The 21,429-nt window shown below is 71.6% G+C and carries 15 protein-coding genes; 8 read left to right on the plus strand and 7 right to left on the minus strand.

All coding sequences use genetic code 11. The annotated features are described in order from the left end of the window. The first annotated feature begins 8 nt into the window (after positions 1–8). Genes glgX through treZ form a run of 3 tightly spaced genes read left to right on the plus strand, consistent with a single transcriptional unit; the run spans position 9 to position 6,156 of the window. A complete protein-coding gene (gene glgX / locus J2S42_RS31710; RefSeq protein ID WP_307245054.1) occupies positions 9–2,129 on the plus strand; it encodes a glycogen debranching protein GlgX in 2,121 nt (706 codons plus the stop codon). 1 nt (position 2,130) lies between these two features. After that, positions 2,131–4,395: a malto-oligosyltrehalose synthase gene (gene treY, locus J2S42_RS31715; protein WP_307245056.1), complete on the plus strand. Its 2,265-nt coding sequence runs from the start codon at positions 2,131–2,133 to the stop codon at positions 4,393–4,395. A gap of 24 nt (positions 4,396–4,419) precedes the next feature. Beyond that, entirely contained in the window at positions 4,420–6,156 is a 1,737-nt protein-coding gene (treZ, locus tag J2S42_RS31720) for a malto-oligosyltrehalose trehalohydrolase (protein WP_307245058.1), read from the plus strand. A gap of 75 nt (positions 6,157–6,231) precedes the next feature. Here the strand turns inward: treZ and J2S42_RS31725 are convergent, their stop codons facing one another. Together J2S42_RS31725 and J2S42_RS31730 are read right to left on the minus strand one after the other, a co-directional pair. Next, a complete protein-coding gene (locus J2S42_RS31725) occupies positions 6,232–7,884 on the minus strand; it encodes a hypothetical protein (protein ID WP_307245060.1) in 1,653 nt (550 codons plus the stop codon). A gap of 134 nt (positions 7,885–8,018) precedes the next feature. Further along, positions 8,019–8,426 carry a hypothetical protein gene (locus J2S42_RS31730; protein ID WP_307245062.1) on the minus strand — a complete coding sequence of 136 codons (408 nt, stop codon included), beginning with the start codon at positions 8,424–8,426 and terminating at the stop codon, positions 8,019–8,021. 158 nt (positions 8,427–8,584) lie between these two features. On the opposite strand from J2S42_RS31730, the gene J2S42_RS31735 reads away from it, so the two are divergent. Together J2S42_RS31735 and J2S42_RS31740 are read left to right on the plus strand one after the other, a co-directional pair. Continuing rightward, complete coding sequence (locus J2S42_RS31735; protein WP_307245064.1) at positions 8,585–9,541, plus strand: TIGR03885 family FMN-dependent LLM class oxidoreductase; 957 nt, start codon at positions 8,585–8,587, stop codon at positions 9,539–9,541. 152 nt (positions 9,542–9,693) lie between these two features. After that, positions 9,694–12,009: a serine/threonine-protein kinase gene (locus tag J2S42_RS31740; RefSeq protein ID WP_307245066.1), complete on the plus strand. Its 2,316-nt coding sequence runs from the start codon at positions 9,694–9,696 to the stop codon at positions 12,007–12,009. A gap of 84 nt (positions 12,010–12,093) precedes the next feature. Here J2S42_RS31740 and J2S42_RS31745 read toward each other — a convergent pair whose 3' ends face one another. The 3 genes from J2S42_RS31745 to J2S42_RS31755 all read right to left on the minus strand — a co-directional run bounded on the left by J2S42_RS31745 (position 12,094) and on the right by J2S42_RS31755 (position 16,191). Then, positions 12,094–13,128, minus strand: a complete 1,035-nt coding sequence (locus J2S42_RS31745; protein ID WP_307245068.1) for a LacI family DNA-binding transcriptional regulator — start codon at positions 13,126–13,128, stop codon at positions 12,094–12,096. 96 nt (positions 13,129–13,224) lie between these two features. After that, positions 13,225–14,487, minus strand: a complete 1,263-nt coding sequence (locus J2S42_RS31750; RefSeq protein ID WP_307245070.1) for a DUF1996 domain-containing protein — start codon at positions 14,485–14,487, stop codon at positions 13,225–13,227. A 15-nt stretch (positions 14,488–14,502) separates the two neighbouring features. Next, positions 14,503–16,191: a discoidin domain-containing protein gene (locus tag J2S42_RS31755; protein WP_307245072.1), complete on the minus strand. Its 1,689-nt coding sequence runs from the start codon at positions 16,189–16,191 to the stop codon at positions 14,503–14,505. A gap of 189 nt (positions 16,192–16,380) precedes the next feature. Between J2S42_RS31755 and J2S42_RS31760 the strand changes: the two genes are divergently transcribed. Continuing rightward, positions 16,381–17,412: a glutathione S-transferase family protein gene (locus J2S42_RS31760; protein ID WP_307245074.1), complete on the plus strand. Its 1,032-nt coding sequence runs from the start codon at positions 16,381–16,383 to the stop codon at positions 17,410–17,412. A gap of 258 nt (positions 17,413–17,670) precedes the next feature. Then, positions 17,671–17,988: a hypothetical protein gene (locus J2S42_RS31765; protein WP_307245075.1), complete on the plus strand. Its 318-nt coding sequence runs from the start codon at positions 17,671–17,673 to the stop codon at positions 17,986–17,988. A gap of 310 nt (positions 17,989–18,298) precedes the next feature. Here the strand turns inward: J2S42_RS31765 and J2S42_RS31770 are convergent, their stop codons facing one another. Then, positions 18,299–18,739, minus strand: coding sequence for a DUF3307 domain-containing protein (locus J2S42_RS31770; RefSeq protein ID WP_307245077.1), 441 nt, complete (start codon positions 18,737–18,739; stop codon positions 18,299–18,301). Positions 18,740–18,930: 191 nt separating this feature from the next. On the opposite strand from J2S42_RS31770, the gene J2S42_RS31775 reads away from it, so the two are divergent. Then, entirely contained in the window at positions 18,931–20,352 is a 1,422-nt protein-coding gene (locus tag J2S42_RS31775; protein WP_307245079.1) for an Nramp family divalent metal transporter, read from the plus strand. 755 nt (positions 20,353–21,107) lie between these two features. Here J2S42_RS31775 and J2S42_RS31780 read toward each other — a convergent pair. Next, positions 21,108–21,374 (minus strand): YggT family protein, encoded by a 267-nt coding sequence (locus tag J2S42_RS31780; RefSeq protein ID WP_307245081.1) that lies wholly within the window; start codon positions 21,372–21,374, stop codon positions 21,108–21,110. Positions 21,375–21,429 lie beyond the last annotated feature (55 nt).

The raw sequence follows: 21,429 nt of genomic DNA on the forward strand, positions 1-21,429 counted from the left end.
CAGCACACATGCAGACATGGCCAGGACGTCGTTATCCCCTGGGTGCGACGTACGACGGCACCGGGACCAACTTCGCGATCTTCTCGGAGGTCGCGGAGTCGGTGGAGCTGTGCCTGTTCGACGAGTGGGACATCGGGGCGGAGCAGCGGATCGAGCTGCAGGAGGTGGACGCGTTCGTCTGGCACGCCTACCTGCCGGGCGTGCAGCCGGGCCAGCGGTACGGCTACCGCGTCTACGGCCCCTACGACCCGTCCGGCAGCGGCGCCCGCTGCAACCCGCACAAGCTGCTGCTCGACCCGTACGCGAAGGCGGTCGACGGCGACGTGCAGTGGCACCCGGCGCTGTACGGCTACCAGCTGGACGACCCGAGCCGGATGTCGGAGATCAACTCGGCGCCGTACATGCCCAAGGGCGTCGTGGTGAACCCGTACTTCGACTGGGGCAACGACCGGCCGCCGCGCACGCCGTACCACCACTCGGTGATCTACGAGGCGCACGTGAAGGGCCTGACCAAGCGGCACCCGGACATCCCGGTGGAGTTGCGCGGCACGTACGCCGGCATCGCGCACCCGGCCATGATCGACCACCTGCAGAAGCTCGGCATCACCGCGATCGAGCTGATGCCGGTGCACCAGTTCGTGCACGACCACCGGCTGCACGACCTGAACCTGCGCAACTACTGGGGCTACAACACGATCAGCTTCTTCGCCCCGTACCACGGGTACTCCGCCCTGGGCTATCTCGGCCAGCAGGTGCAGGAGTTCCGCGGCATGGTCAAGGCGCTGCACACCGCGGGCATCGAGGTCATCCTGGACGTGGTCTACAACCACACCGCGGAGGGCAACCACCTCGGCCCGACCATGTCCATGAAGGGCGTGGACAACGCGGCCTACTACCGGCTCTCCGAGGAGGACCGGCAGTACTACGTCGACTTCACCGGCACCGGCAACAGCATGAACATGCGCGGCCCGCAGACGCTGCAACTGATCATGGACTCACTGCGCTACTGGGTGCAGGAGATGCACGTGGACGGCTTCCGCTTCGACCTCGCGGCCACGCTCGCCCGCGAGTTCTACGAGGTGGACCGGCTCTCCACGTTCTTCGAGGTGGTGCAGCAGGACCCGATCATCAGCCAGGTCAAGCTGATCGCCGAGCCATGGGACGTCGGCCCGGGCGGCTATCAGGTGGGCAACTTCCCGCCGGTGTGGACCGAGTGGAACGGCAAGTTCCGGGACACCGCGCGCGACTTCTGGCGCGGTGAGCCCGCCACGCTGGCCGAGTTCGCGTCCCGGCTGTCCGGCTCCGCCGACCTCTACCAGGACGACGGCCGCCGTCCGTTCCACAGCATCAACTTCGTCACCTGCCACGACGGGTTCACGCTGAACGACCTGGTGTCGTACAACGACAAGCACAACGAGGCGAACGGCGAGGACAACCGGGACGGCGAGAGCCACAACCGGTCGTGGAACTGCGGCACCGAGGGCCCGACCGACGACCCGGGCGTGCTGGAGCTGCGCGCGAAGCAGCGGCGTAACTTCCTGGCCACGCTGATGCTGTCGCAGGGCGTGCCGATGATCGGGCACGGCGACGAGCTGGGCCGCACCCAGCAGGGCAACAACAACGCGTACTGCCAGGACAGCGAGATCGCCTGGATCGACTGGGAGAACGTCGACGAGCAACTGCTCGACTTCACCCGTACGCTGGTCGCCTTCCGGAAGAAGCACCAGGTCTTCCGGCGCCGGCGGTTCTTCACCGGCCTGCCGGTCGGCGGCCGTGGCAGCGGTGAGGCGCTGCCGGACCTGGCCTGGTTCACGCCGGACGGGCGCGAGATGAACGACGGCGACTGGGGCAACGACTTCGGCCGCGCGGTCGCGCTGTTCGTCAACGGCGAGGGCATCAAGGAACGCGGCCAGTACGGCCAGCGGCACTCCGACCAGTCCTTCCTCCTCTGCTTCAACGCGCACGACGCACCCCTGGAATTCACGCTTCCGCCCACCGAGTACGGGCAGAAGTGGGAGAAGGTCATAGAGACCGCCGACCCGTCACCCGACAACCCCGTCGTCGCCGAGGCCGGCGGCCGGTTCTGGGTGCCGGATCGTTCGATCGTCGTGCTGGACAGGACGGTGTGAGATGACGACGCCCGCAGCCACGTACCGGGTCCAGGTCAGACCCGGATTCGACCTTTACGCCACCGCTGACATCGCCGGTTACCTCGCCGATCTCGGGGTTACGCACTGCTACACCGCGCCGCTGCTGGCCGCCGTGCCCGGCTCGGCGCACGGCTACGACGTCGCCGACCACACCCGGGTCAACCCGGAGCTGGGCGGCGAGGAGGGCCGGCGGCGGCTGGTCGGCGCGCTGCGCGAGGCCGGTCTCGGGCTGGTCGTCGACATCGTCCCGAACCACGCCGGCATCGCCGACCCGCCGAGCAACCCGGCCTGGTGGGACGTGCTCCGGCTGGGCCGCGACTCGCCGTACGCGAGCTGGTTCGACATCGACTGGACCCGCGGCCGCCTGGTCGTGCCGGTGCTGGCCGACCACGGCGAGCCGCTGGACGACCTGGAGTTCAAGGACGGCGACCTGCACTACTTCGAGCACCGGTTCCCGGTCGCGCCGGGCACCGGCGAGGGCACGCCGCGGGAGATCCACGACCGGCAGCACTACGAGCTGGTCGACTGGCGGCGCGGCGACACCGACCTGAACTACCGCCGGTTCTTCGCGATCACCACGCTGGCCGGGCTGCGCGTGGAGGAGCCGGCCGTCTTCGACGCCACGCACGCGGAGATCCTGCGCTGGTACAACGACGGCGAGCTGGACGGCATCCGGGTCGACCACCCGGACGGCCTGCGCGACCCGGCCGACTACCTGCGCCGCCTGCGCCGGGCCGCGCCGGACGCGTGGATCGTGATCGAGAAGATCCTGGAGACCGGCGAGAAGCTGCCCGGCTGGCCGATCGGCGGCACCACCGGCTACGACGCGATGCGCGAGGTCTGCGGCCTGTTCATCGACACGGCCGCCGCGCCCGCGTTCACCGGCCTGGACCACCACCTGACCGGCAAGCGCATCTCCTGGGCCGAGCTGACCCACGCCACCAAGTACGCGGCCGCGACCAGGATGCTCGCGGCGGAGCTGAACCGGCTGACCCGGCTGGCCGGTGAGGTGGCCGGTGCCCGCGAGGGCCTGGCCGAGCTGGCCGCGGACTTCCCGGTCTACCGCTCCTACCTGCCGGACGGTGCCCGGCACCTGGCCAAGGCGCGCTCCGAGGCCGGCCGCCGCCGCCCCGGCATGGGCCGGAGCCTGGACGCGCTCACCGCGCGGCTGCGCAACCCGGTGGACGAGCTGGCCGTGCGGTTCCAGCAGTTCACCGGCGCGGTGATGGCGAAGGGCGTGGAGGACACCGCGTACTACCGGTGGACCCGGTTCGTCGCGCTGAACGAGGTCGGCGGCGACCCGGAGCGGTTCGGCGTACGCCCGTCGGAGTTCCACGCGGCCGCGGCGGCGCGCGCGCCGGAGAGCATGACGTCGCTCTCCACGCACGACACCAAGCGCTCCGAGGACGTACGTGCGCGGCTGGCCGTGCTGTCCGAGGTGCCGCGCGAGTGGACCGCGATGGCGACGCGGTGGACCGAGGCGTCCGGGTTCGGCGACCCCTCGCTGGCGCACCTGCTGTGGCAGACCGCGGTCGGCGCGTGGCCGATCGAGCGGGAACGACTGAAGGCGTACGTGGAGAAGGCGGCCCGTGAGGCTGGAACTTCCACGAGCTGGACCGATCCGAACGCCGATTTCGAACGCGCACTGGCGAATCTGGTCGACCGGGTGTACGACGATTCCGAACTGTGCCGGGAGATCTCCGAGTTCGCCGAATCGATCACATTCTCCGGATGGGTCAACTCGCTCGGCCAGAAGGTCGTGCAGCTGGCGATGCCCGGGATTCCCGACGTCTACCAGGGCACCGAGCTGTGGGACAACTCGCTGGTCGATCCGGACAACCGCCGGCCGGTCGACTTCGCGGCCCGGCGCGCGATGCTGGAGCGCATCGACGGCGGCGAACTGCCCGGAATCGACCCGTCAGGCGCCGCGAAACTGCTGGTCACCAGCCGTACGCTGCGCGCCCGCCGGGACCGCCCCGAACTGTTCACCGGCTACACCCCGCTGCACGTGGAGGGCCCGGCCGCGGCACACGCGATCGCGTTCGACCGCGGCGGAGCATGCGTCGTCGCGACCCGGCTCCCGATGGGACTCGCGCGTCAAGGCGGCTGGGGTGAAACATCGCTGAAACTTCCGGACCGCGAATACATCGATTCGTTCACGGGACGCGACTACAGTGGTTCTCGGCTGACGCTCGCCGAGGTGCTGGACACATATCCCGTGGCTCTCCTGATCAGGCGCGGATAAGCGGCCGGAAAGCGTGTTGATTCGATGACGAATTTCGCCGTGTGGGCCCCTGACTCACGCGTCCGGCTCCGCCTCGGCGGCAGCGACGTCCGGGAGATGAAGCGCTCCGACGACGGCTGGTGGCAGCTCGAGGTGCCGGAGGCCGGGCCCGGCACCGACTACACGTTCCTGCTCGACGACAACGACGACCAGCCGCTGCCCGACCCGCGCTCGGAGTGGCAGCCGGCCGGTGTGCACGGCCCCAGCCGGGTCTACGATCAGGCCGCGTTCGGCTGGACCGACCGCACCTGGACCGGCCGGCAGCTGCCCGGCAGCATCCTCTACGAGCTGCACGTCGGCACGTTCACGCCGGAGGGCACGTTCGACGCCGCGATCGCCCGCCTCGACCACCTGGTCGAGCTGGGCGTCGACATGGTCGAGCTGCTCCCGGTGGCCGCGTTCAACGGCGATCACAACTGGGGTTACGACGGCGTCTGCTGGTTCGCCCCGCAGGAGAGCTACGGCGGGCCGGACGGTCTGAAGCGGTTCGTCGACGCCGCCCACGCACGCGGTCTGGGGGTGGTCCTGGACGTCGTGTACAACCATTTCGGCCCGTCCGGGGCGTACGCGCCGATGTTCGCGCCGTACCTGCTGGAGGGCACGCAGACGCCGTGGGGCAGCTCGGTCAACATCGACGGCCCGCGCTCCGGCGAGGTCCGACGCTACATCATCGACAGCGTGCTGATGTGGCTGCGCGACTACCACGTCGACGGCCTGCGGCTGGACGCCGTGCACGCGCTCGCCGACCGCGGCGCCGTGCACCTGCTGGAGGAGATGGCCACCGAGGTGGAGGCGCTCGCCACCCACCTCGGCCGCCCGCTCTCGCTGATCGCCGAGTCCGACCTCAACGACCCGCGCCTGATCACACCGCGCGAGGCCGGGGGCTACGGGCTGCACGCCCAGTGGGACGACGACGTGCACCACGCGCTGCACACGCTGCTCACCGGCGAGCGGCAGGGCTACTACGCGGACTTCGGCTCGCTGGACTGTCTGGCCACCGTGCTCACCGGCGCGTTCTTCCACGCGGGCACGTTCTCCAGCTTCCGGCAGCGGCGGCACGGGCGGCAGATCGACCGCTCGCTCGTGCCCGGTCACCGGTTCGTGGCGTACCTGCAGAACCACGACCAGATCGGCAACCGGGCGATCGGCGACCGGCTCTCCAGCACGCTCTCACCGGGGCTGCTCAAGGTCGGCGCGACGCTGTTGCTCACCTCGCCGTACACGCCGATGCTCTTCATGGGTGAGGAGTGGGCCGCGACCGCGCCCTGGCAGTACTTCACCAGCCACCCCGAGCCGGAGCTGGCCGCGGCGGTGAAGAACGGCCGGCGGCGGGAGTTCGCCAGTCACGGCTGGGCGGAGAGCGACGTGCCGGACCCGCAGGACCCGGAGACGTTCCAGCGCTCCAAGCTCGACTGGGCCGAGCCGGGCAAGCCCGCGCACGCGGCCATGCTGGAGACCTACCGCAAGCTGATCGCGCTGCGGAAGTCGCGGGCCGACCTGTCCGAGCCGCGGCTCGACCGGGTGCAGGTGTGGCACGGCAACCAGTACGTCGTGATGCGCCGCGGCGACTGCGTGGTCGCGGCCAACCTGGCGCCGGTCCAGCAGCGGATCAGCCTGCGGGCAGTGCCCCGGTCCGTGCTGCTGGCGACCGAGCCGGGCACGGTCCTCACCCGCGACGTGGTCGAGCTGCCGCCGGAGAGCGCGGTCGTCGTCTCGATGTGAGCACCCCGTACGACAGAACGGCCGCCCGGATGTCCCGGGCGGCCGTTCTCGTCGTGTGCTCCGATCCGGATGGCCTCAGCGTGATGCCAGCACGGTGACCGTGCTGTTCGTCGGGTCGTCGTCGTCCGCATCGGAGCCGGCGGCCGGCTCGTCCTTCTGGCTCGCGCCGACCACCGCGACCACGCGCGGCGTGACCACGGCGGCGCGGCCGGCCACGACCGCGCCCGGCGCGGTCACCGCGGCCCGCGCGGACACGGTCGGTGCGTCGCCGGTGCGCTCGTCCGCGGTGCGAGGCACCGGGATGCCCGGCACCGTGCGCAGCGGCACCCGGGCGATGCCCATCACCGGCAGCGACGCCGGCGCGAGCGCGGCCGCGTCCTCCGGCGAGGCGTCCTCGGTGCGGGACGCGGCCGCTTCGATCTCGGCCTGCGCGGCCGCGACGACCGCGCTCGCCTCGATCTCCCACTCCACGGTCGCGTCCAGGTCCGGGGTGGTGGCGGACACGGCCTCCGCCTTCTCCGCGCCGGCCCCGGTCTCCGCGGCAGCCGTCGCGTCCGCGACCGCCGTGGCCGGGCTGGTCTCCACGACCTCCGTGACGTCCGTCGTGGACGACACGGACGTGGTGGACGCGGCCACCTCGGCCGCGATCGCGGTCAGGTCGCCGGTCGCCTCGACGTCCTCGCCGGACCGCGCCGCGCCGGTGAGCGCCGACAGGTCCGTGGTCGACTCGACGTCCTCGGCCACCACCGGCTGCGCGGCCGGCAGTACGGTCTCCACCGTCTCCACGGTCTTCACCGGCTCGGCCGGGATCACCATGCGGCGGATCCGGCCGTCGCCACCCGGCCGCGGCAGGCGCACCGCGCCGACCTTGGCCAGCATTGCCGCGAGCCCCTTGGGCGCGGCGGCCTCGGCGGCGGCCAGCGACGCGGTCAGCTCCGCCTCCGTCGCCTCCTGCGCCAGGCTGGTCTTGGCGGCGGACGCGGTCGCGGCCACCTCCCACGCGCGGCGCTCGACCCGGGTCGCCTCCTGGTAGGCCGCGGACAGCCGCTCCTGCGCGAGGCGCAGCAGCGACCGCTCGTGCTCCAGGGGGGACAGACTCGGCGACCACTCACCCTCGAACGAGAGCACCGCGCTCAGCTGGTCGTAGCGGATCTCTCCACGGTGGAACGCCCGGGTCGCCGCGCGCCGTAGGTGCCGGCGGCGCTCCTCCAGCTCGTCCGCGCTCGGTTCCGCACTGGACTGTTCGATCTCGTCCACCACGGACGGGAACATCGACGCCTTGTTCGCCCGCTCGGCCGCCTCGGTGGCCAGCTGGAGCGCACGCCAGGCCGACTGCTGGATGCGCTCGGCCGCCTCCCACTCGGTGCGGCAGCGGGCCGCGGTCTGCTCCGCGTGCAGCGCCGCGGTGGCGACCTCGTTCGCGTACCGCTGGAGTTCTGCGAGCGTCGACACCCGCGTCTCGCCGGGCAGCGGCTTGGAGACCACGGCCTCGGTCGGGACACCGGTGCGCGCCGCGACGGCACGCGCGGCACGCAGACGCTGGCGGTGCCGGCGGCGGTGCCGCCGGTACGCGCGTTGTTCCGCGACCGCTTCCCGGTCGCGGCTGAGCAGGGACAGGCCGAAGAGCGCGAGCATCGCGAACGCGAAGAAGGCCAGCCAGGTCAGCGAGGCCGTGCGACCGAGCCCGAGGACCTCGTCGATGTTGGCCTGCTGGAAGAAGCCGTCCATGTCATGAACCTCATCAGTGAGGAATGGCGGTGGAGCCCGGGGGGACCGGGAAGGCAGGGTGGCATCACCGCACGGCGGCGACACAGTCATGTGAGAGTGCAGAGCTGATCACGCGGGGTGACCTCAGCGAGGGGTCAAGCCAGACACAACGGAGGCGCCCGGTCGCCGCGCGGCCCGTCGAGGGCGGTGCGGGCGGCGGTGCCGCGACACTCCGGAAGCGTGACCAGCAGCAGTGCCGCGACCGCGAACAGCGGTAACGAGCCCGGCAGTGCCGGTTGCCGGTCGGCCGGCAGCGGTGCCTGAACGAGGTCGACGGCGGAGCCGGCCGGGGTGATGCCCCCGGTCCTGACGGCTCCGGCCGGCACCAGGTCGATGCCGCCCGCCGGGGCGGTGGCGGCGACCCGAGGGGCCGCGGATGCATCCGTGGTACTGGATGGCCACCCGCCGGCGAAGGCGAGCACGAACAGTGCGAACGCCCCGGCCAGACGCAGCGTGCGCCGGGTCACCCAGGTGAGGCGTCCGGAGCGGCTGGCAACTGGCACGAAACAACGGTACCGCCGGTTCCCGCCGCTCGCAGAGTTCGTGACCGCCGGGGTGACGACCAGCACTCCGGCGTGTTGCTCTTGGCACCCCGCCGGGCGGCTGATAAGGGCGAAACGCACAAGCATGATCAAAAACCTTCGCGGGTACGGAGGGGAGCGTGACGGTATACGGCATCCACAACTCGCACGAGCAGATCGGCCCGGCCGCGCTGCTCGACTTCGTGACCAGGGCGGAGTCCGCCGGTTTCGCGGCCGCCATGTCCTCCGACCATTTCTCCCCGTGGAGCGCCCGCCAAGGGCAATCCGCGTTCGCCTGGACGTGGCTCGGCGCCGCGATGCAGGCCACCTCGCTGCCGTTCGGCATCGTGAACGCGCCCGGCCAGCGCTACCACCCGGCGATCATCGCGCAGGCGATCGGCACGCTGGGCGCGATGTACCCCGGCCGGTTCTGGGCCGCGCTGGGCAGTGGCGAGGCCAGCAACGAGCACATCACCGGCGACCCGTGGCCGCGCAAGGACGTGCGTACCGCCCGGCTGCGCGAGTGCGTGGACGTGATCCGCGCGCTGCTGGCCGGCGAGGAGGTCAGCCACGACGGCCTGGTCAAGGTGGACCGGGCCCGGCTGTGGTCGCGCCCGGAGATCACGCCGCAGCTGGTGGGCGCCGCGGTCAGCGTGGAGACCGCGCGCTGGTGCGCCGAGTGGGCGGACGGCCTGATCACCGTGAACGCGCCGGCTGAGCACCTGCGCCGCATGATCGACGCCTACCGGGAGGCCGGTGGCCGCGGGAAACTGCACCTGCAGGTGCACCTCTCCTGGGACCCGTCGCTGGAGAAGGCCGAGGCGATCGCGCTCGACCAGTGGCGCAGCAACGTGTTCCAGCCGCCGGTCTGCTGGGACCTGGACACCGCGGAGGCGTTCGACGTCGTCTCCGAGAAGGTCGGCATCGGCCAGGTGCGCGAGGTGGTCAACGTCTCCGCCGACCTCGGCGAACACCTCGACCTCATCCGGGGGTACGCGGACCTGGGCTTCGACGAGATCTACCTGCACCACGTGGGGCAGGATCTGCGCGAGTTCATCGATACGTTCGGCGCGAAGGTGCTGCCCCAGCTCGATTAGTCGCGTTTGCGACTTCGGATTCACCGGTATGGGGCTACTTGGCGATATGCCCCGATGTGTCGGTTGCATGGTGCTTTCCCATTGGTTAGGAATACCGGGCGCAATGACGCGACTCCACTCCGCGTCTTCCCCTCATGCGAAGGAACCCGCCGATGAGCCGCTCCGACTCGCCAGCCACCGACCCGGCCGGGGTGCCGCCGCCCCGCCGGATCGGTGGCGCCTACGCGCTGCAGGAGGAGATCGGCGGCGGCGCCACCGGCACGGTCTGGCGTGCCCTCGACTCCTCCACCGGCGAACAGGTCGCGATCAAGCTGCTGCGCGACGACCTGGCCGGCGAGCCGAAGATCGTCATGCGGTTCGTGCAGGAACGCGCGATCCTGCGCATGCTCCGCCACCCGCACATCGTCGGCGTCCGCGAGCTGCTCACCGTCGGCTCCTCGCTCGGCCTGGTGATGGACCTGATCCCGGGCGGCAGCCTGCGCCGTCGGCTCCGCGCCGCCGGCACGCTCCCACCCGCGGAGGCCGCCGTCATCCTCGGCCAGACCGCCGCCGCGCTCAGCCACGCGCACCGCCGCGGCGTCGTCCACCGCGACCTGAAGCCGGACAACATCCTGCTCACCAGCCCCGGCGCGGCCGACCCGACGGTCCGGCTCACCGACTTCGGCGTGGCCCGGGTGCTCGACGGCGCCCGGCTCACGACGACCGGCGCCGTGATCGGCACGGCCGGATACCTCGCCCCCGAGGTGATCGCGGGCGGACGCCCGATGCCGGCCGCCGACGTCTACGCGCTCGGCATCGTGCTGTTCGAACTCCTGCTGGGCCGGCCCCCGTTCGCCGGCGCCACCCCGTACGCCGCCCTCCACGGCTTCACGCTCCCGCGCCCCGCACCGGTCCCGCTCCCGGCCTGGCAGATCATCGAATCCTGCCTCGCCTCCGACCCAACCCACCGCCCCACCGCCGCCGAATTGATCGACCGCCTCCGCGCACTCGCCGACGCCACCGCCGGCCTCCCCGCCCTCGACCCGCTCCACGACTCCCTCACCGACAGCCCTCTCCCCGTCCTGCCTCGCCAGAAGCCCGTCCCGCCGCTTCCGGGCGGGGCCACCGGCCATCCGGCCACGCCGGGTCACGACGCGGTGATCTCCTCCGCGGCGCCGGGTGAGGAGGCCGCGTTCGCGGCTCTGCCGGGTCAGGGTGCCACGGTCCCGGCCGCGCTCGCGGCCCTACCCGGCCAGGATGCCGTGGTCCGGGCCGCGCCGGATCAGGACGCGGTGGTCGCCTCCGCGGCGCCGGGCCAGGAGGCCGCGCTTGCGGCCCTGCCCGGCCAGGATGCCGCGATCCCGGCCGCGCCGGGCCGGATCGCCGAGCCGCCGGTCTCGCCGGGTGCCGGGGGGAGGACGGTCGGCGGGGGAGATGCCGAGATTCCGCTGCGCGGCGGAAGTCCCCATTCACCCGAGCCGCAACCGGCCGCTGTCGCGTCGGCCTCGGACACGAGAGCCGATCCGTCTCGTGCCGGCGGTGACGGCGAGGGCCGTGTCGGTGGCGACGGCCACGGTGACAGCGGCGAGGGCCGCGTCGGTGGCGGTGCCGGTGGCGATGGCGGTGCGGGTGGCGATGGCGGTGCGGGTGGCGATGGCGGTGCCGGTGGCGATGGCGGTGCGGGTGGCGATGGCGGTGCCGGTGGAGACGGCCGGAACGGCGACGGTGGCAGCACACCGCGCCGGGCGCGTGGGCGTCGCCGAAGCACGACGTCCGGGGCCGGCGGGACGCTGCGGCGGCGGGTGGCGACGCCGCTGGCCGGGCTGGCCGCGATCGCGGTGATGGGTGGTGCGGTCGCGCTCGCGATCCGGCACAACGCCGCCGAGCACCACGCGGCCGCGGCGCCGCACTCGACCACGCCCGCACCGGTCCCGGTCATCGTGCCGGAGCGCAGCTCGGCACCGGCCGTGCACGCACCGAAACCGCAGCCCGCCACGGCCGGCGCGTCCCCCGCGCCGACCGGTGCGCCGACCAGCGTGCCGGCCCGGCCGATCGCGCGCACCTCCGCGCCGCCCGTCGCCACCAGTGCGGCCGCCACGCCGGAGGCGGTCAGTTACACCTGGGGCCCGACCCGCTGCGACTCCGTGATGCAGTGGGCGACCAGCCGCCCGGCCGTGATCCAGACCTGTTACGCGGTCGGCCCGGCCGTCCGCCTCAGCGGCGTGATCTCCGCGCTCCCGGGCACGTCCGTCGTCGCCTCGCTGCACCTGGTGGAGGAGTCCTCCGGTCGTACCGTGGCCGGTCCCTTCACCTGCCCGACGGCGACCTTCAGCCGTGAGGACATCCAGCAGGCGTGCGGCGGTTTCGACGCGACCGTGCCACGCGGCCGCCGCTACGCGGTGGTCCAGACCTGGCGTCCGACCTCGCAGTCCCCGTCCCAGCTCGCCCCCGGCACCGCCCGCACTCAGTTCTTCACCGTGCCGGGCTGATCCGGCCGCGCGGCCGGCCGCTGTCTCGCGCATGTTCGGGCGCGCAGCGCCCGTGCCCGGGATCGGGGTGGATGACCGGCCCGATCAGGCGGAGTCGCGGATGATCAGGCTGGGCTGGAAGATGACCGAGCGGGGAAGACGGCCGGGGTCGTCGATCGTGGCGAGCAGCAGGCGAGCCATCTCCGCGGACATCTCCTCGACCGGCTGCCGGACCGTGGTCAGGCGCGGGCGGCAGGCCAGGGCCGCGCTGCTGTCGTCGAAGCCGACCACCGCGATGTCGTCCGGCACCCGGCGCCCGTGCTCGTGCAGCGTGGCCAGCACACCCTCGGCCATCACGTCGCTGGCCACGAACAGGCCGTCCAGGTCCGGGTGCCCGGCCAGCAGGTCGTGCGTGACGCGTTCGGCCTGGGCGCGGGTGAAGTCGCCCTCCACGAACGGCGCGCCCGGTCCGGCCGCGGCCAGGAAGCCGTCGTGCCGGTCGTGGCCGGCCTGCGTGTCGAGCGGGCCGCTGACCGTGCCGATCCGGGTCCGGCCGAGCGACCGCAGGTGCGCGACCGCGAGCCGCGCCCCGGCCCGCTGATCGACGTCGGTGTGGCTGAGCGGCACCGGGTAGCCCGGCCGGGCGGACATCACGGTCGGGATGGACAGGTCGGAGAGCTGCCGCGGGATGGGGTCCTCGCTGTGACTGGAGATCAGCAGGACGCCGTCCACGTGGCCCTGCCGCAGGTAGCGCACGACCAGGTGATGCGCGGGCGGGTCAGCCGGGATGATCACCAGGTGGATGCCACGCGGGCGGAGCACCTCCTGCGCGCCCGCGGTCACCCGGCCGAAGAACGGGTCCGTGAAGACCCGGTTCAGGAACGGCGCCTCGTACTCCCGGTCCGGCTCGGAGATGACCAGCGCGATCGAGTTCGTGCTGCGGGTGACCAGCGAGCGCGCGGCCAGGTTCGGCACGTACCCGATCTCGTTGATCGCGCGCTCGACCGCGGCCCGGATCCGCGGGTCGACCGTGGGCACCGCGTTGATCACCCGCGACACCGTGGCCCGGGAGACACCGGCGACCTCGGCTACCTCCTCCAGTGTGGGCGGACGGGACTCGGGCGAGGACCGGCGCGACATGAACGTCTTTATACACCGGGCGAGCGCTCCGCTCCGTACCGTCGAAGGTCTTTCAAAAGATCTTCCGACGGTACGGAGCGGAGCGCGGAACGACCGTCAGGGACGCCCGTCGGCACCGCACTTGATGATCGGGCGGATGCAGTCGTTGACCCGCCGGGCCATCTCCGCCTCCGGCCAGGCGTTGAAGAAGTCGCCGTGCATCGTGAACCCGCCGCCGGACGCGAGCCGCAGCCGCGCCGGGTCACCGTTCACCGGGTAGCGCAGCACCTGCCGCAGCTTCGGCACCGCGACCGGGTGCGTCGCCGGGCAGGCCTGGTTCACCGGGTACGCCATGTGCGACTTGTGGTCCGGCGAGTCCAGGTCCCGGCCGTTCCAGCACTGCGGGAAGTCCAGGTAGGACTCCAGCATCGTGCCGGACGGGCAGTTCACGAAGTCGTGCGACGCGCCCACGTGCCCGGCGTGCAGGCAGGACCAGCGCGAGATCGTGTTGTCGCCCGGCCCGGTCGCGCGCGCGTTCCCGGCCACGATCCGCAGGCCCAGCGGGATCGGCTGGGTGTTCGCGATGATGTCGTCCCGGACGCCCTCGCCCAGGTAGTAGAACGTGACGATGGTCGGCTCGACCGGCACGTCGTCCTGGTACAGCGTCGGCACCCAGTACGAGCTCTTGTCCTCCCGCGGGTTGCAGGTGGTCTGCGAGTTGAGCAGGTCGGCCAGGTTCGTCATCGCGTTCGTGACCGTGGCGCCGAAGAAGCTGTGCATGTGCGACGCGCCGGGCAGCCCGGGGAAGATGATCGGGTCGTCCGGCAGCCGGTGCGAGTACGGGCAGTCGGCCAGGAACTCCGCGACCCGCACCACGTTCGGCGGCAGCGACGTGGCCGGTGCCCCGCCCGCGCCGAAGACCTCGAACTCCCAGAGCGAGACGCCGTACGCGGTGCCCCGCGCGGTGGTGTACACCCGCACGTACCGCCCGGTGCCGTTGATCGTGATGTTCTGGCTGCCGCCGGTCGCGTTCGCGGCCGTGTGCACCGTGGTCCAGGCGTTGCCGTCGTTCGACACCTGGAGCTGGAAGCCGCGCGCGTACGCCGCCTCCCAGCTCAGCGCGACCCGGGTGATCGTGGCGGACGCGCCCAGGTCGACGCGCAGCCACTGCGGGTCGGCCGCGGCGGACGACCAGCGGGTGCCGCCGTTGCCGTCCACGGCCGCGCTCGCCGGGAACGCCCCGGACTCGACGGACGAGGCCGCCGCGGTACGCCCCCGGGAGAGCAGCGCCTCGGCCGCGCTCGCGGTGGCGGAGGTGACGATCAGGTAGGTGCTCAGCAGGCCCAGCAGCGCGACCCCGAGCGTGAGCAGACGTTTCATGTGCGGTGCCCTCCCTTACTGGTAGACGCGGACGTAGTCGACGTACATCCGGGACGGGAACGGCGTGGTGGCGTCCACCGGGCCGGGGAAGTCACCGCCGACCGCGAGGTTGAGGATCAGGTAGAACTGGTGGTCGAAGACCCACGGGCCACGCGTGGACTCGACCGTCGCCTTGTCGGCCGTGAAGACCAGCCGTCCGTCCAGGAAGAAGCGGATGCCCTTGCTGTCCCACTCCGCGGCCCAGACGTGGAAGTCCTGCGACAGGTCCACGGTGGCGTATTTCTGCCCGTACCCGGCGGCACCGTTGTAGGCCGGTGCGTGCAGCGTGGAGTACGCCTCGGAGGTGTTGCGGCCGAGGACCTCCATGATGTCGATCTCGCCGTTGTACGGCCACGGCCGCCCGGTGAGGAAGTCCGCGCCCATCATCCAGAACGCCGGCCACAGCCCGTTGCCCTTCGGCACCTTGACCCGCGCCTCGATCCGGCCGTACTGCACATGGAACGTGTTGCTGGTGTTCATCCGGTGCGAGGTGTAGTCACGGCCGCCCGCGGTCTGCCGCCGCGCCTCCAGGACCAGCACGCCGGTGCCGTCCAGCGACGCGTTCTCGTTGTTCGTGTAGAACTGGACCTCGTTGTTCTGCCCGGTGCCCGGGTCGATCGTCCACTTCGCCGGGTCCGGCTTGCCGCCCGCGGCGCCGGTGAACTCGTCCGACCAGACCAGCCGGGTCGCCGGGAAGACCGGGTCGGCCGGCTGCGGCGGGAGCGGTACCGGGTCGCCGCCGGTGCCGTACACCTGGAACTCGTGGAGCGAGTAGCCGTAACCGTTCGACCGCGCGGTGCCGTAGACCCGCACGTACCGCCCGGTGCCGCTGACGGTCAGCGTCTCCTTGAAGCCGCGCCCGGCCGTGGTCGAGTAGACGCTGGTCCACGCGGTGCCGTCGGCGCTGGTCTGGATCTGGTACGCGGTGGCGTACGCCGGGTCCCACTGCAGCACCACCCGCTGGATCTGCGCGGTGGCACCCAGGTCGACCGCGATCCAGCCCGGGTCGACCCAGCCGTTCGCCGCGCTGGTCGCCCACCGGCTCGCCGGGTCGTTGTCGAAGGCCTTGTCCGGCGTGCACTCCCAGCAGCTGCCGTCGCTCTGGCTGGTCGACGCGGTGCCCGGCTTCCGGTACGACAGCAGCGTGGACGTGCCCGCCGTGCCGCCGTCGCCGAACGCCTGGAACTCCCACAGCGAGACGCCCCACTGCGTGGCCCGGGCCGTGGCGAGCAGCCGCAGGTAACGTCCGGTGCCGGTGACCGCGATGCTCTGATCCCCGCCGGCCTGCTGACTCGCGCCGTGGATCGTGGTCCAGGCGTTGCCGTCCGCGCTGGTCTGGAGCTGGAACGCGGACGCGTACGCCGCCTCCCAGCGCAGCGCGACCCGGCTGATCGTGACGGACGCGCCCAGGTCGACGCGCAGCCATTGCGGGTCCGCGGCCGCGGACGACCAGCGGGTGCCGGCGTCCCCGTCCACGGCCGCACTCGCCGGGAACGCGCCGGACTCGGTGGACGAGGCGGTGACCGGCCGGCCCTGGGACAGCAGCGTCTCCGCTCGGGCGGGCACGCCGGCCCGGGCGGCCGGGCCGGCGACGACGAGGTAGCCGCCGAGCAGGGCGGCGACGGCAGCGGCGATCCCGGCCGCGCGCCATCGGGGTGGGGGCATGAGAACTCCTCCGGGGTGCGGATGTCGGCGGTGTTTCTGGGATGTGTCGGAGAGCGCTCTCTTGTCCAGTACTGTGACGGTGCGCACCGGGCATGTCAATAGCTATGAGTCGATATCGGGGAGCGCTCTCCTGGGTGCCTGATCCGGATCCCGCTGCCGCCGGCCCGCCGGGCGGGCATGATTGCGGGCATGGCTACCGAGTCGCAGCAGGGCGTCTACGTCAACCCCACCGGCGAGTTCGACCGCGACCAGCGGTACATCACCACCCGGATCACCCGCGACGGCGCCGAGGGCTGGCCGGTCGAACCCGGTCGTTACCGCCTGATCGTCAGCCGCGCGTGCCCGTGGGCCAACCGGTCGATCATCGTCCGCCGCCTCCTCGGTCTCGAGGACGTCATCTCGATGGGCATCGCCGGCCCGACCCACGACGCCCGCAGCTGGACGTTCGACCTCGACCCCGGCGGCGTCGACCCGGTCCTCAAGATCGAGCGCCTCCAGGAGGCGTTCTTCAAGCGCGTCCCGGACTACCCCCGCGGCATCACGGTGCCGGCCATCGTCGACGTCCCCACCGGCCAGGTCGTGACGAACGACTTCCCCCAGATCACGCTGGACATGTCGCTGGAGTGGGCGCAGTTCCACCGCCCCGGCGCACCGATGCTCTACCCCGAGGACCTGCGCACCGAGATCGACGAGGTCAATCGCCGGGTGTTCAAGGAGGTGAACAACGGCGTCTACCGCTGCGGTTTCGCCGGCACCCAGGAGGCCTACGAGTCCGCCTACACCCGTCTCTTCGACACGCTGGACTGGCTGTCGTCCCGGCTGGAGTCACAGCGCTACCTGGTCGGCGACACCATCACCGAGGCCGACGTGCGCCTGTTCACCACGCTGGCCCGCTTCGACGCGGTCTACCACGGTCACTTCAAGTGCAACCGCAGCAAACTCTCCGAGATGCCGGTGCTGTGGGCCTATGCCCGCGACCTCTTCCAGACCCCCGGCTTCGGCGACACCACCGACTTCGTCCACATCAAGCGCCACTACTACGAGGTCCACCGCGACATCAACCCCACCGGCATCGTCCCGGCCGGTCCCGACCTCTCCAACTGGCTCACCCCGCACGGCCGCGAGTCACTCGGCGGCCGCCCCTTCGGCGACGGCACCCCTCCCGGGCCGCCCTCGGCCGCGGAGACCGTCCCCGCCGGACACAACCCACTGTCCGCCTGACGGTCCCGGACACCCGTGGTTCCCTTGCCGCTGCCCGGCCGGCAAGGGAACCACCCTCCACGCCGGATCCAGCGGGGGAGGAGCGACCCGGCGACGACCGGTGCCCACAGGAGCGACTCTGCTGCGCGTTCCGCGGCTCACCCTCGCCGTTCTGGCTGACCCTTGCCGTTCTCCGCCTAGCCCTTGCCGTTCTGCGGCTGACCCTTGCCGTTCCGCGGCTCACCCTCGCCGTTCCGGCTCACCCTCGCCGTTCCGCGGGTGACCCTTGCCGTTCCGCCGCTCACCCTTGCGCGCCTGACCTTGCTGGCCGTGGTCGTGCTGCCCGTGGTTGTGCTGCCCGCGGTTGTGCTTGCCGCACTCGTGCTGCCCGCGGTCGTGTTGCCCGTGGTCGTGCTGCCCGTGGTCGTGCTGCCCGTGGTCGTGCTGGTCGCGGTCGTGCTGCGGCCATCGGGCGCTCCGCGCCCGAAATTTCGCGATATCTCACCCGGGTCGGGGGCGCCACCGCCCACGAACGACGCCGCTCAGCCCTGTGTGATCAATCAGTGGAGCGATAGGGATATCAACTTCGCTAGATGACCTCCGTTTCGCTCCACTGATTGATCACACAGGCTGCGAACCCACGGCGGATGCGATCACCAGGGGCGGCGCTGAGGACTTTATCCGGAAAATTCGGGCGGGTAGCGCACACGGCCGCTACGCGGGCCGGGCCGGCACCGCCGGATGCGCGGCCCACGCGCGCCGCGCATCCGGCGATGCGCGGCCGGCGCCTCAGCGGGAATGGGCGGCAGGGGTCGGAACTTGCGGAAACCCGGACGCCGGCTCCGGTCCTGGCTCCGCGACGCCCCCCACGAACGTCACGCCGGACGCGGGAAACGGTCCCCGGCGCTCACAGCCGGGCCATCAGCAACGCCGAGACCAGCAGGCAGGCCCAGTGCAGCGACTGGTCGGCGACGTACATCCCGCACACCGGCGTGGTCTGGTCGGCGAACTCGCGGGAGCCGGTGTGCTGCAGGACCAGCCGGACCACCGCCCGTCGATCGAGAACCGCGTGCGTGACCAGGCTGAACAGCAGCCCCGCGGTGACCCCGAGCCAGGTGAGCTGGAGGTGCAGCGCCCACGCGGTCACGAACAGCACCGTGCCGACCGTGACGTGGTACGCGGCCAGGTGGCCGAGCATGGCCGTGACCGCGGCCCGCCCCCGGCCCGCCTTGTTGGACGCCTGGTGATCGGTCTGCATCACGTGATCGCCGAGCTGGTGACCCACGATCAGCGCCAGCAACGTGACCACGAACGTCAGCTGCTGCGCGGCTAGCGGGTACTCGATCATGAAAGGGGGCCTTTCCGCCGGGTCAGCACATCGTCCGCGCTCCGGCTCGGTAGCGCTGCGCACCATCCGACACTCGTGACAAATGTGGCGAACATCGCGTAATGCCCGAGATCAAGACACCGCTGCGTTTCGGCCGGATTTCGTCGAGGGTATAGAGGGCGACCCATTCCCGCAGCGCGAAAGGGACCGCCGTGACCCAGACCGCAGCCGATCGTTTCCCGGCTCGCCACCTGCCCCCGGTCGTCGTCAGGGAGCTGCCGCCACCACCCTCGTCGGCCCGGCGGGTGATCGGGCCCGGTGTGGTGGCCGCGGGCGTCGGCCTCGCCTCGGGCGAGTTCGTGCTCTTCCCATATATAGCCTCGCAGGTCGGGCTCGTGTTCCTGTGGGCCGCCGCTGTCGGCATCGTGACGCAGTGGTTCCTCAACATGGAGATCGAGCGGTACACGCTGGCTACCGGCGAGACCGCCCTCACCGGATTCTCCCGCTTCTGGCGGCACTGGGGCCTGGTCTTCGCGATCATGGTGTACTTCGCGAACCTCTGGCCCGGCTGGGCGACCAGCTCCGCCACGATGATCACGTACCTGTTCGGCGGCCGGGCCAGCTGGATCGCGATCGGCATGCTGGTGCTGATCGGCGTCACGCTCACACTCGCCCCGGTCATCTACACGGTGCTGGAGCGGATCGAAGGCGTCAAGGTCATCCTGGTCGGACTGTTCATCGTGGTCGCGATCGGGTTCGCGATCACCGCGGACGCCTGGGCCGAGCTGCCGTCCACCGTCACCGCCCCGGAGTTCCCGACCGAGCTGGGCTTCGCGCTGATGCTGTCCGCGCTGGTCTTCGCCGGTGCCGGTGGCGGCCAGAACCTGTGCCAGTCGAACTGGATCCGGGACAAGCGCTACGGCATGGGCTCCTACGTCCCGCGCCTGGTCAGCCCGGTCACCGGCGCCGAGGAGGCCGCGCCGTCCACCGGGTTCATCTTCGAGCCCACCGGCGAGAACATGACCCGCTGGCGCCGCTGGTGGAAGCTGGCCAACCAGGAGCAGGCGCTCACGTTCGGCCTCATCTCGTTCGTCACGATCACGCTGATGTCGCTGCTGGCGTACTCGACCGTCTACGGCACGCCCGGCCTCGCCAACAGCGTCGAGTTCCTCCGGATCGAGGGCGAGGCGCTCAAGTCCACGGTCGGCGGCTGGTTCGGCACGCTGTTCTGGGCGATCGGCGCGCTGTCACTGTTCGCCGCGGCCCTGGGCATCGTCGACTACACCAGCCGGCTCGCCGCCGACGTGCTGAAGACCTCCTACCTGCGCGGCCGGTCGGAGAACCGGATCTACTTCGCGCTGGTCTGGGGCCTGGTAGCGATCGGCGTCATCATCCTGCTCGCCGGCCTCGACCAGCCGCTGCCGCTCCTGGTGATCGCCGCGTGCGTCGGCGGCCTGATGATGTTCATCTACTCGATCCTGCTGCTCCTGCTCAACCGCCGTGTCCTGCCGCCGGAGATCCGCCCCCGTGCGGTGCGCATCGCGGCACTGATCTGGTCGGTCCTGCTCTTCGGCATCTTCTCCGCGTTGACGCTCTGGCAGCAGGGCAGCCGCCTCATCGCGTGGCTCTCCTGAAACCAATTCACCCACCCGCTCCCGGCGGCCCCGGTCCCGCATGCTCCCGCGGGCCCCGGTCGTCGCTGGCGCTCCTCCCTTCCGGTCCCGGCGTGGCCCGCGGTCCCCTTGCCGCCCTCGAACAGCGGCAAGGGTGCCGCGCGCCGAACACTCCTGCTTCTCCACACGCGACATCCGCCGTGGCCCCCGTTCCCTGAACCACCCCGGACAGCGGCGAAGCCCAGAAAGCGCGACCGTCGCGGTCCGCGGTGTGCCATCCGCCGGGCCCGCTCTCCTCACCGCCCATGCGGCGAAAGCGCGCCCGGCCGGGTGTCGCCGCCTTCCGCGGCGCGGCCTCCGCCGTGAATCCCGCTTACCCTCGCCGACCGGTTCAGCGGCGAGGAAGCGGGCCGGGTGCGGTCGCATTCCGCGGTGCGGCGTTTGCTGTGAATCCTGCCTTCCCTGCCGGCCGGGCAGCGCCAAAGGCCGGAACACGCGTGTCGCGGCGGGGCCCGCCGCGCTTCGCGCTCGACAAGCGGTCCACGGGCGTGACGTGCTCGCGCTTCGCTCACGGGCGGGTGAGGGGCGTGCAGCGGGCGCGCTTCGCGCGCAACGGGCCGGCCAAGCACGTCAAGCGCCCGCGCTTCGTGCGCGACGGGCGCGTCAAGGGCGTGAAACGCCCGTGCTTCGCGCTCGACGGCCGGGCCGGGCATGAAAAGGGCCCGGGGCGGAGCTGGGGCTCCGCCCCGGGCTTACCCAACCCCGGGGAACGACTGTCAGATGATCGCCTGGAGCAGGACGACGACGGCGAAGACCACGATGAAGGACAGGTCGATGCCGACGGCGCCGAAGCGGACCGGCGGGAGGAGCTTGCGAACCGGGGCCAGGACCGGTTCGGTGACCGCGTGCGCGACGCGGGTGGCGCGGTCGCGGAAGGAACCAGGCATCGACGGTCCGGCCAGCACGGCGCTCCAGTCGAGCAGGGCCCGTGCGATGAGCAGGAACTGGAACAGCAGCAGGACGGCGCTGATCAGGGCGAGCATGGTGACCTCCTGGGTACGTCACCCAAGAGTGCGGTAATTTCCTGAACGTCGGCTG

Origin of the sequence: Catenuloplanes indicus, assembly GCF_030813715.1 — a bacterium.
Lineage (GTDB): Bacteria > Actinomycetota > Actinomycetes > Mycobacteriales > Micromonosporaceae > Catenuloplanes > Catenuloplanes indicus.

Excerpts from the sequence above, each read along its gene's own strand:
- treZ (WP_307245058.1), top strand. The coding sequence starts at position 4,420 with ATGACGAATTTCGCCGTGTGGGCCCCTGACTCACGCGTCCGGCTCCGC.
- J2S42_RS31760 (WP_307245074.1), top strand. The coding sequence starts at position 16,381 with ATGGCTACCGAGTCGCAGCAGGGCGTCTACGTCAACCCCACCGGCGAG.
- J2S42_RS31725 (WP_307245060.1), bottom strand. The coding sequence starts at position 7,884 with ATGGACGGCTTCTTCCAGCAGGCCAACATCGACGAGGTCCTCGGGCTC.
- J2S42_RS31745 (WP_307245068.1), bottom strand. The coding sequence starts at position 13,128 with ATGTCGCGCCGGTCCTCGCCCGAGTCCCGTCCGCCCACACTGGAGGAG.
- glgX (WP_307245054.1), top strand. The coding sequence starts at position 9 with ATGCAGACATGGCCAGGACGTCGTTATCCCCTGGGTGCGACGTACGAC.
- J2S42_RS31780 (WP_307245081.1), bottom strand. The coding sequence starts at position 21,374 with ATGCTCGCCCTGATCAGCGCCGTCCTGCTGCTGTTCCAGTTCCTGCTC.
- J2S42_RS31750 (WP_307245070.1), bottom strand. The coding sequence starts at position 14,487 with ATGAAACGTCTGCTCACGCTCGGGGTCGCGCTGCTGGGCCTGCTGAGC.
- J2S42_RS31740 (WP_307245066.1), top strand. The coding sequence starts at position 9,694 with ATGAGCCGCTCCGACTCGCCAGCCACCGACCCGGCCGGGGTGCCGCCG.
- treY (WP_307245056.1), top strand. The coding sequence starts at position 2,131 with ATGACGACGCCCGCAGCCACGTACCGGGTCCAGGTCAGACCCGGATTC.
- J2S42_RS31755 (WP_307245072.1), bottom strand. The coding sequence starts at position 16,191 with ATGCCCCCACCCCGATGGCGCGCGGCCGGGATCGCCGCTGCCGTCGCC.
- J2S42_RS31770 (WP_307245077.1), bottom strand. The coding sequence starts at position 18,739 with ATGATCGAGTACCCGCTAGCCGCGCAGCAGCTGACGTTCGTGGTCACG.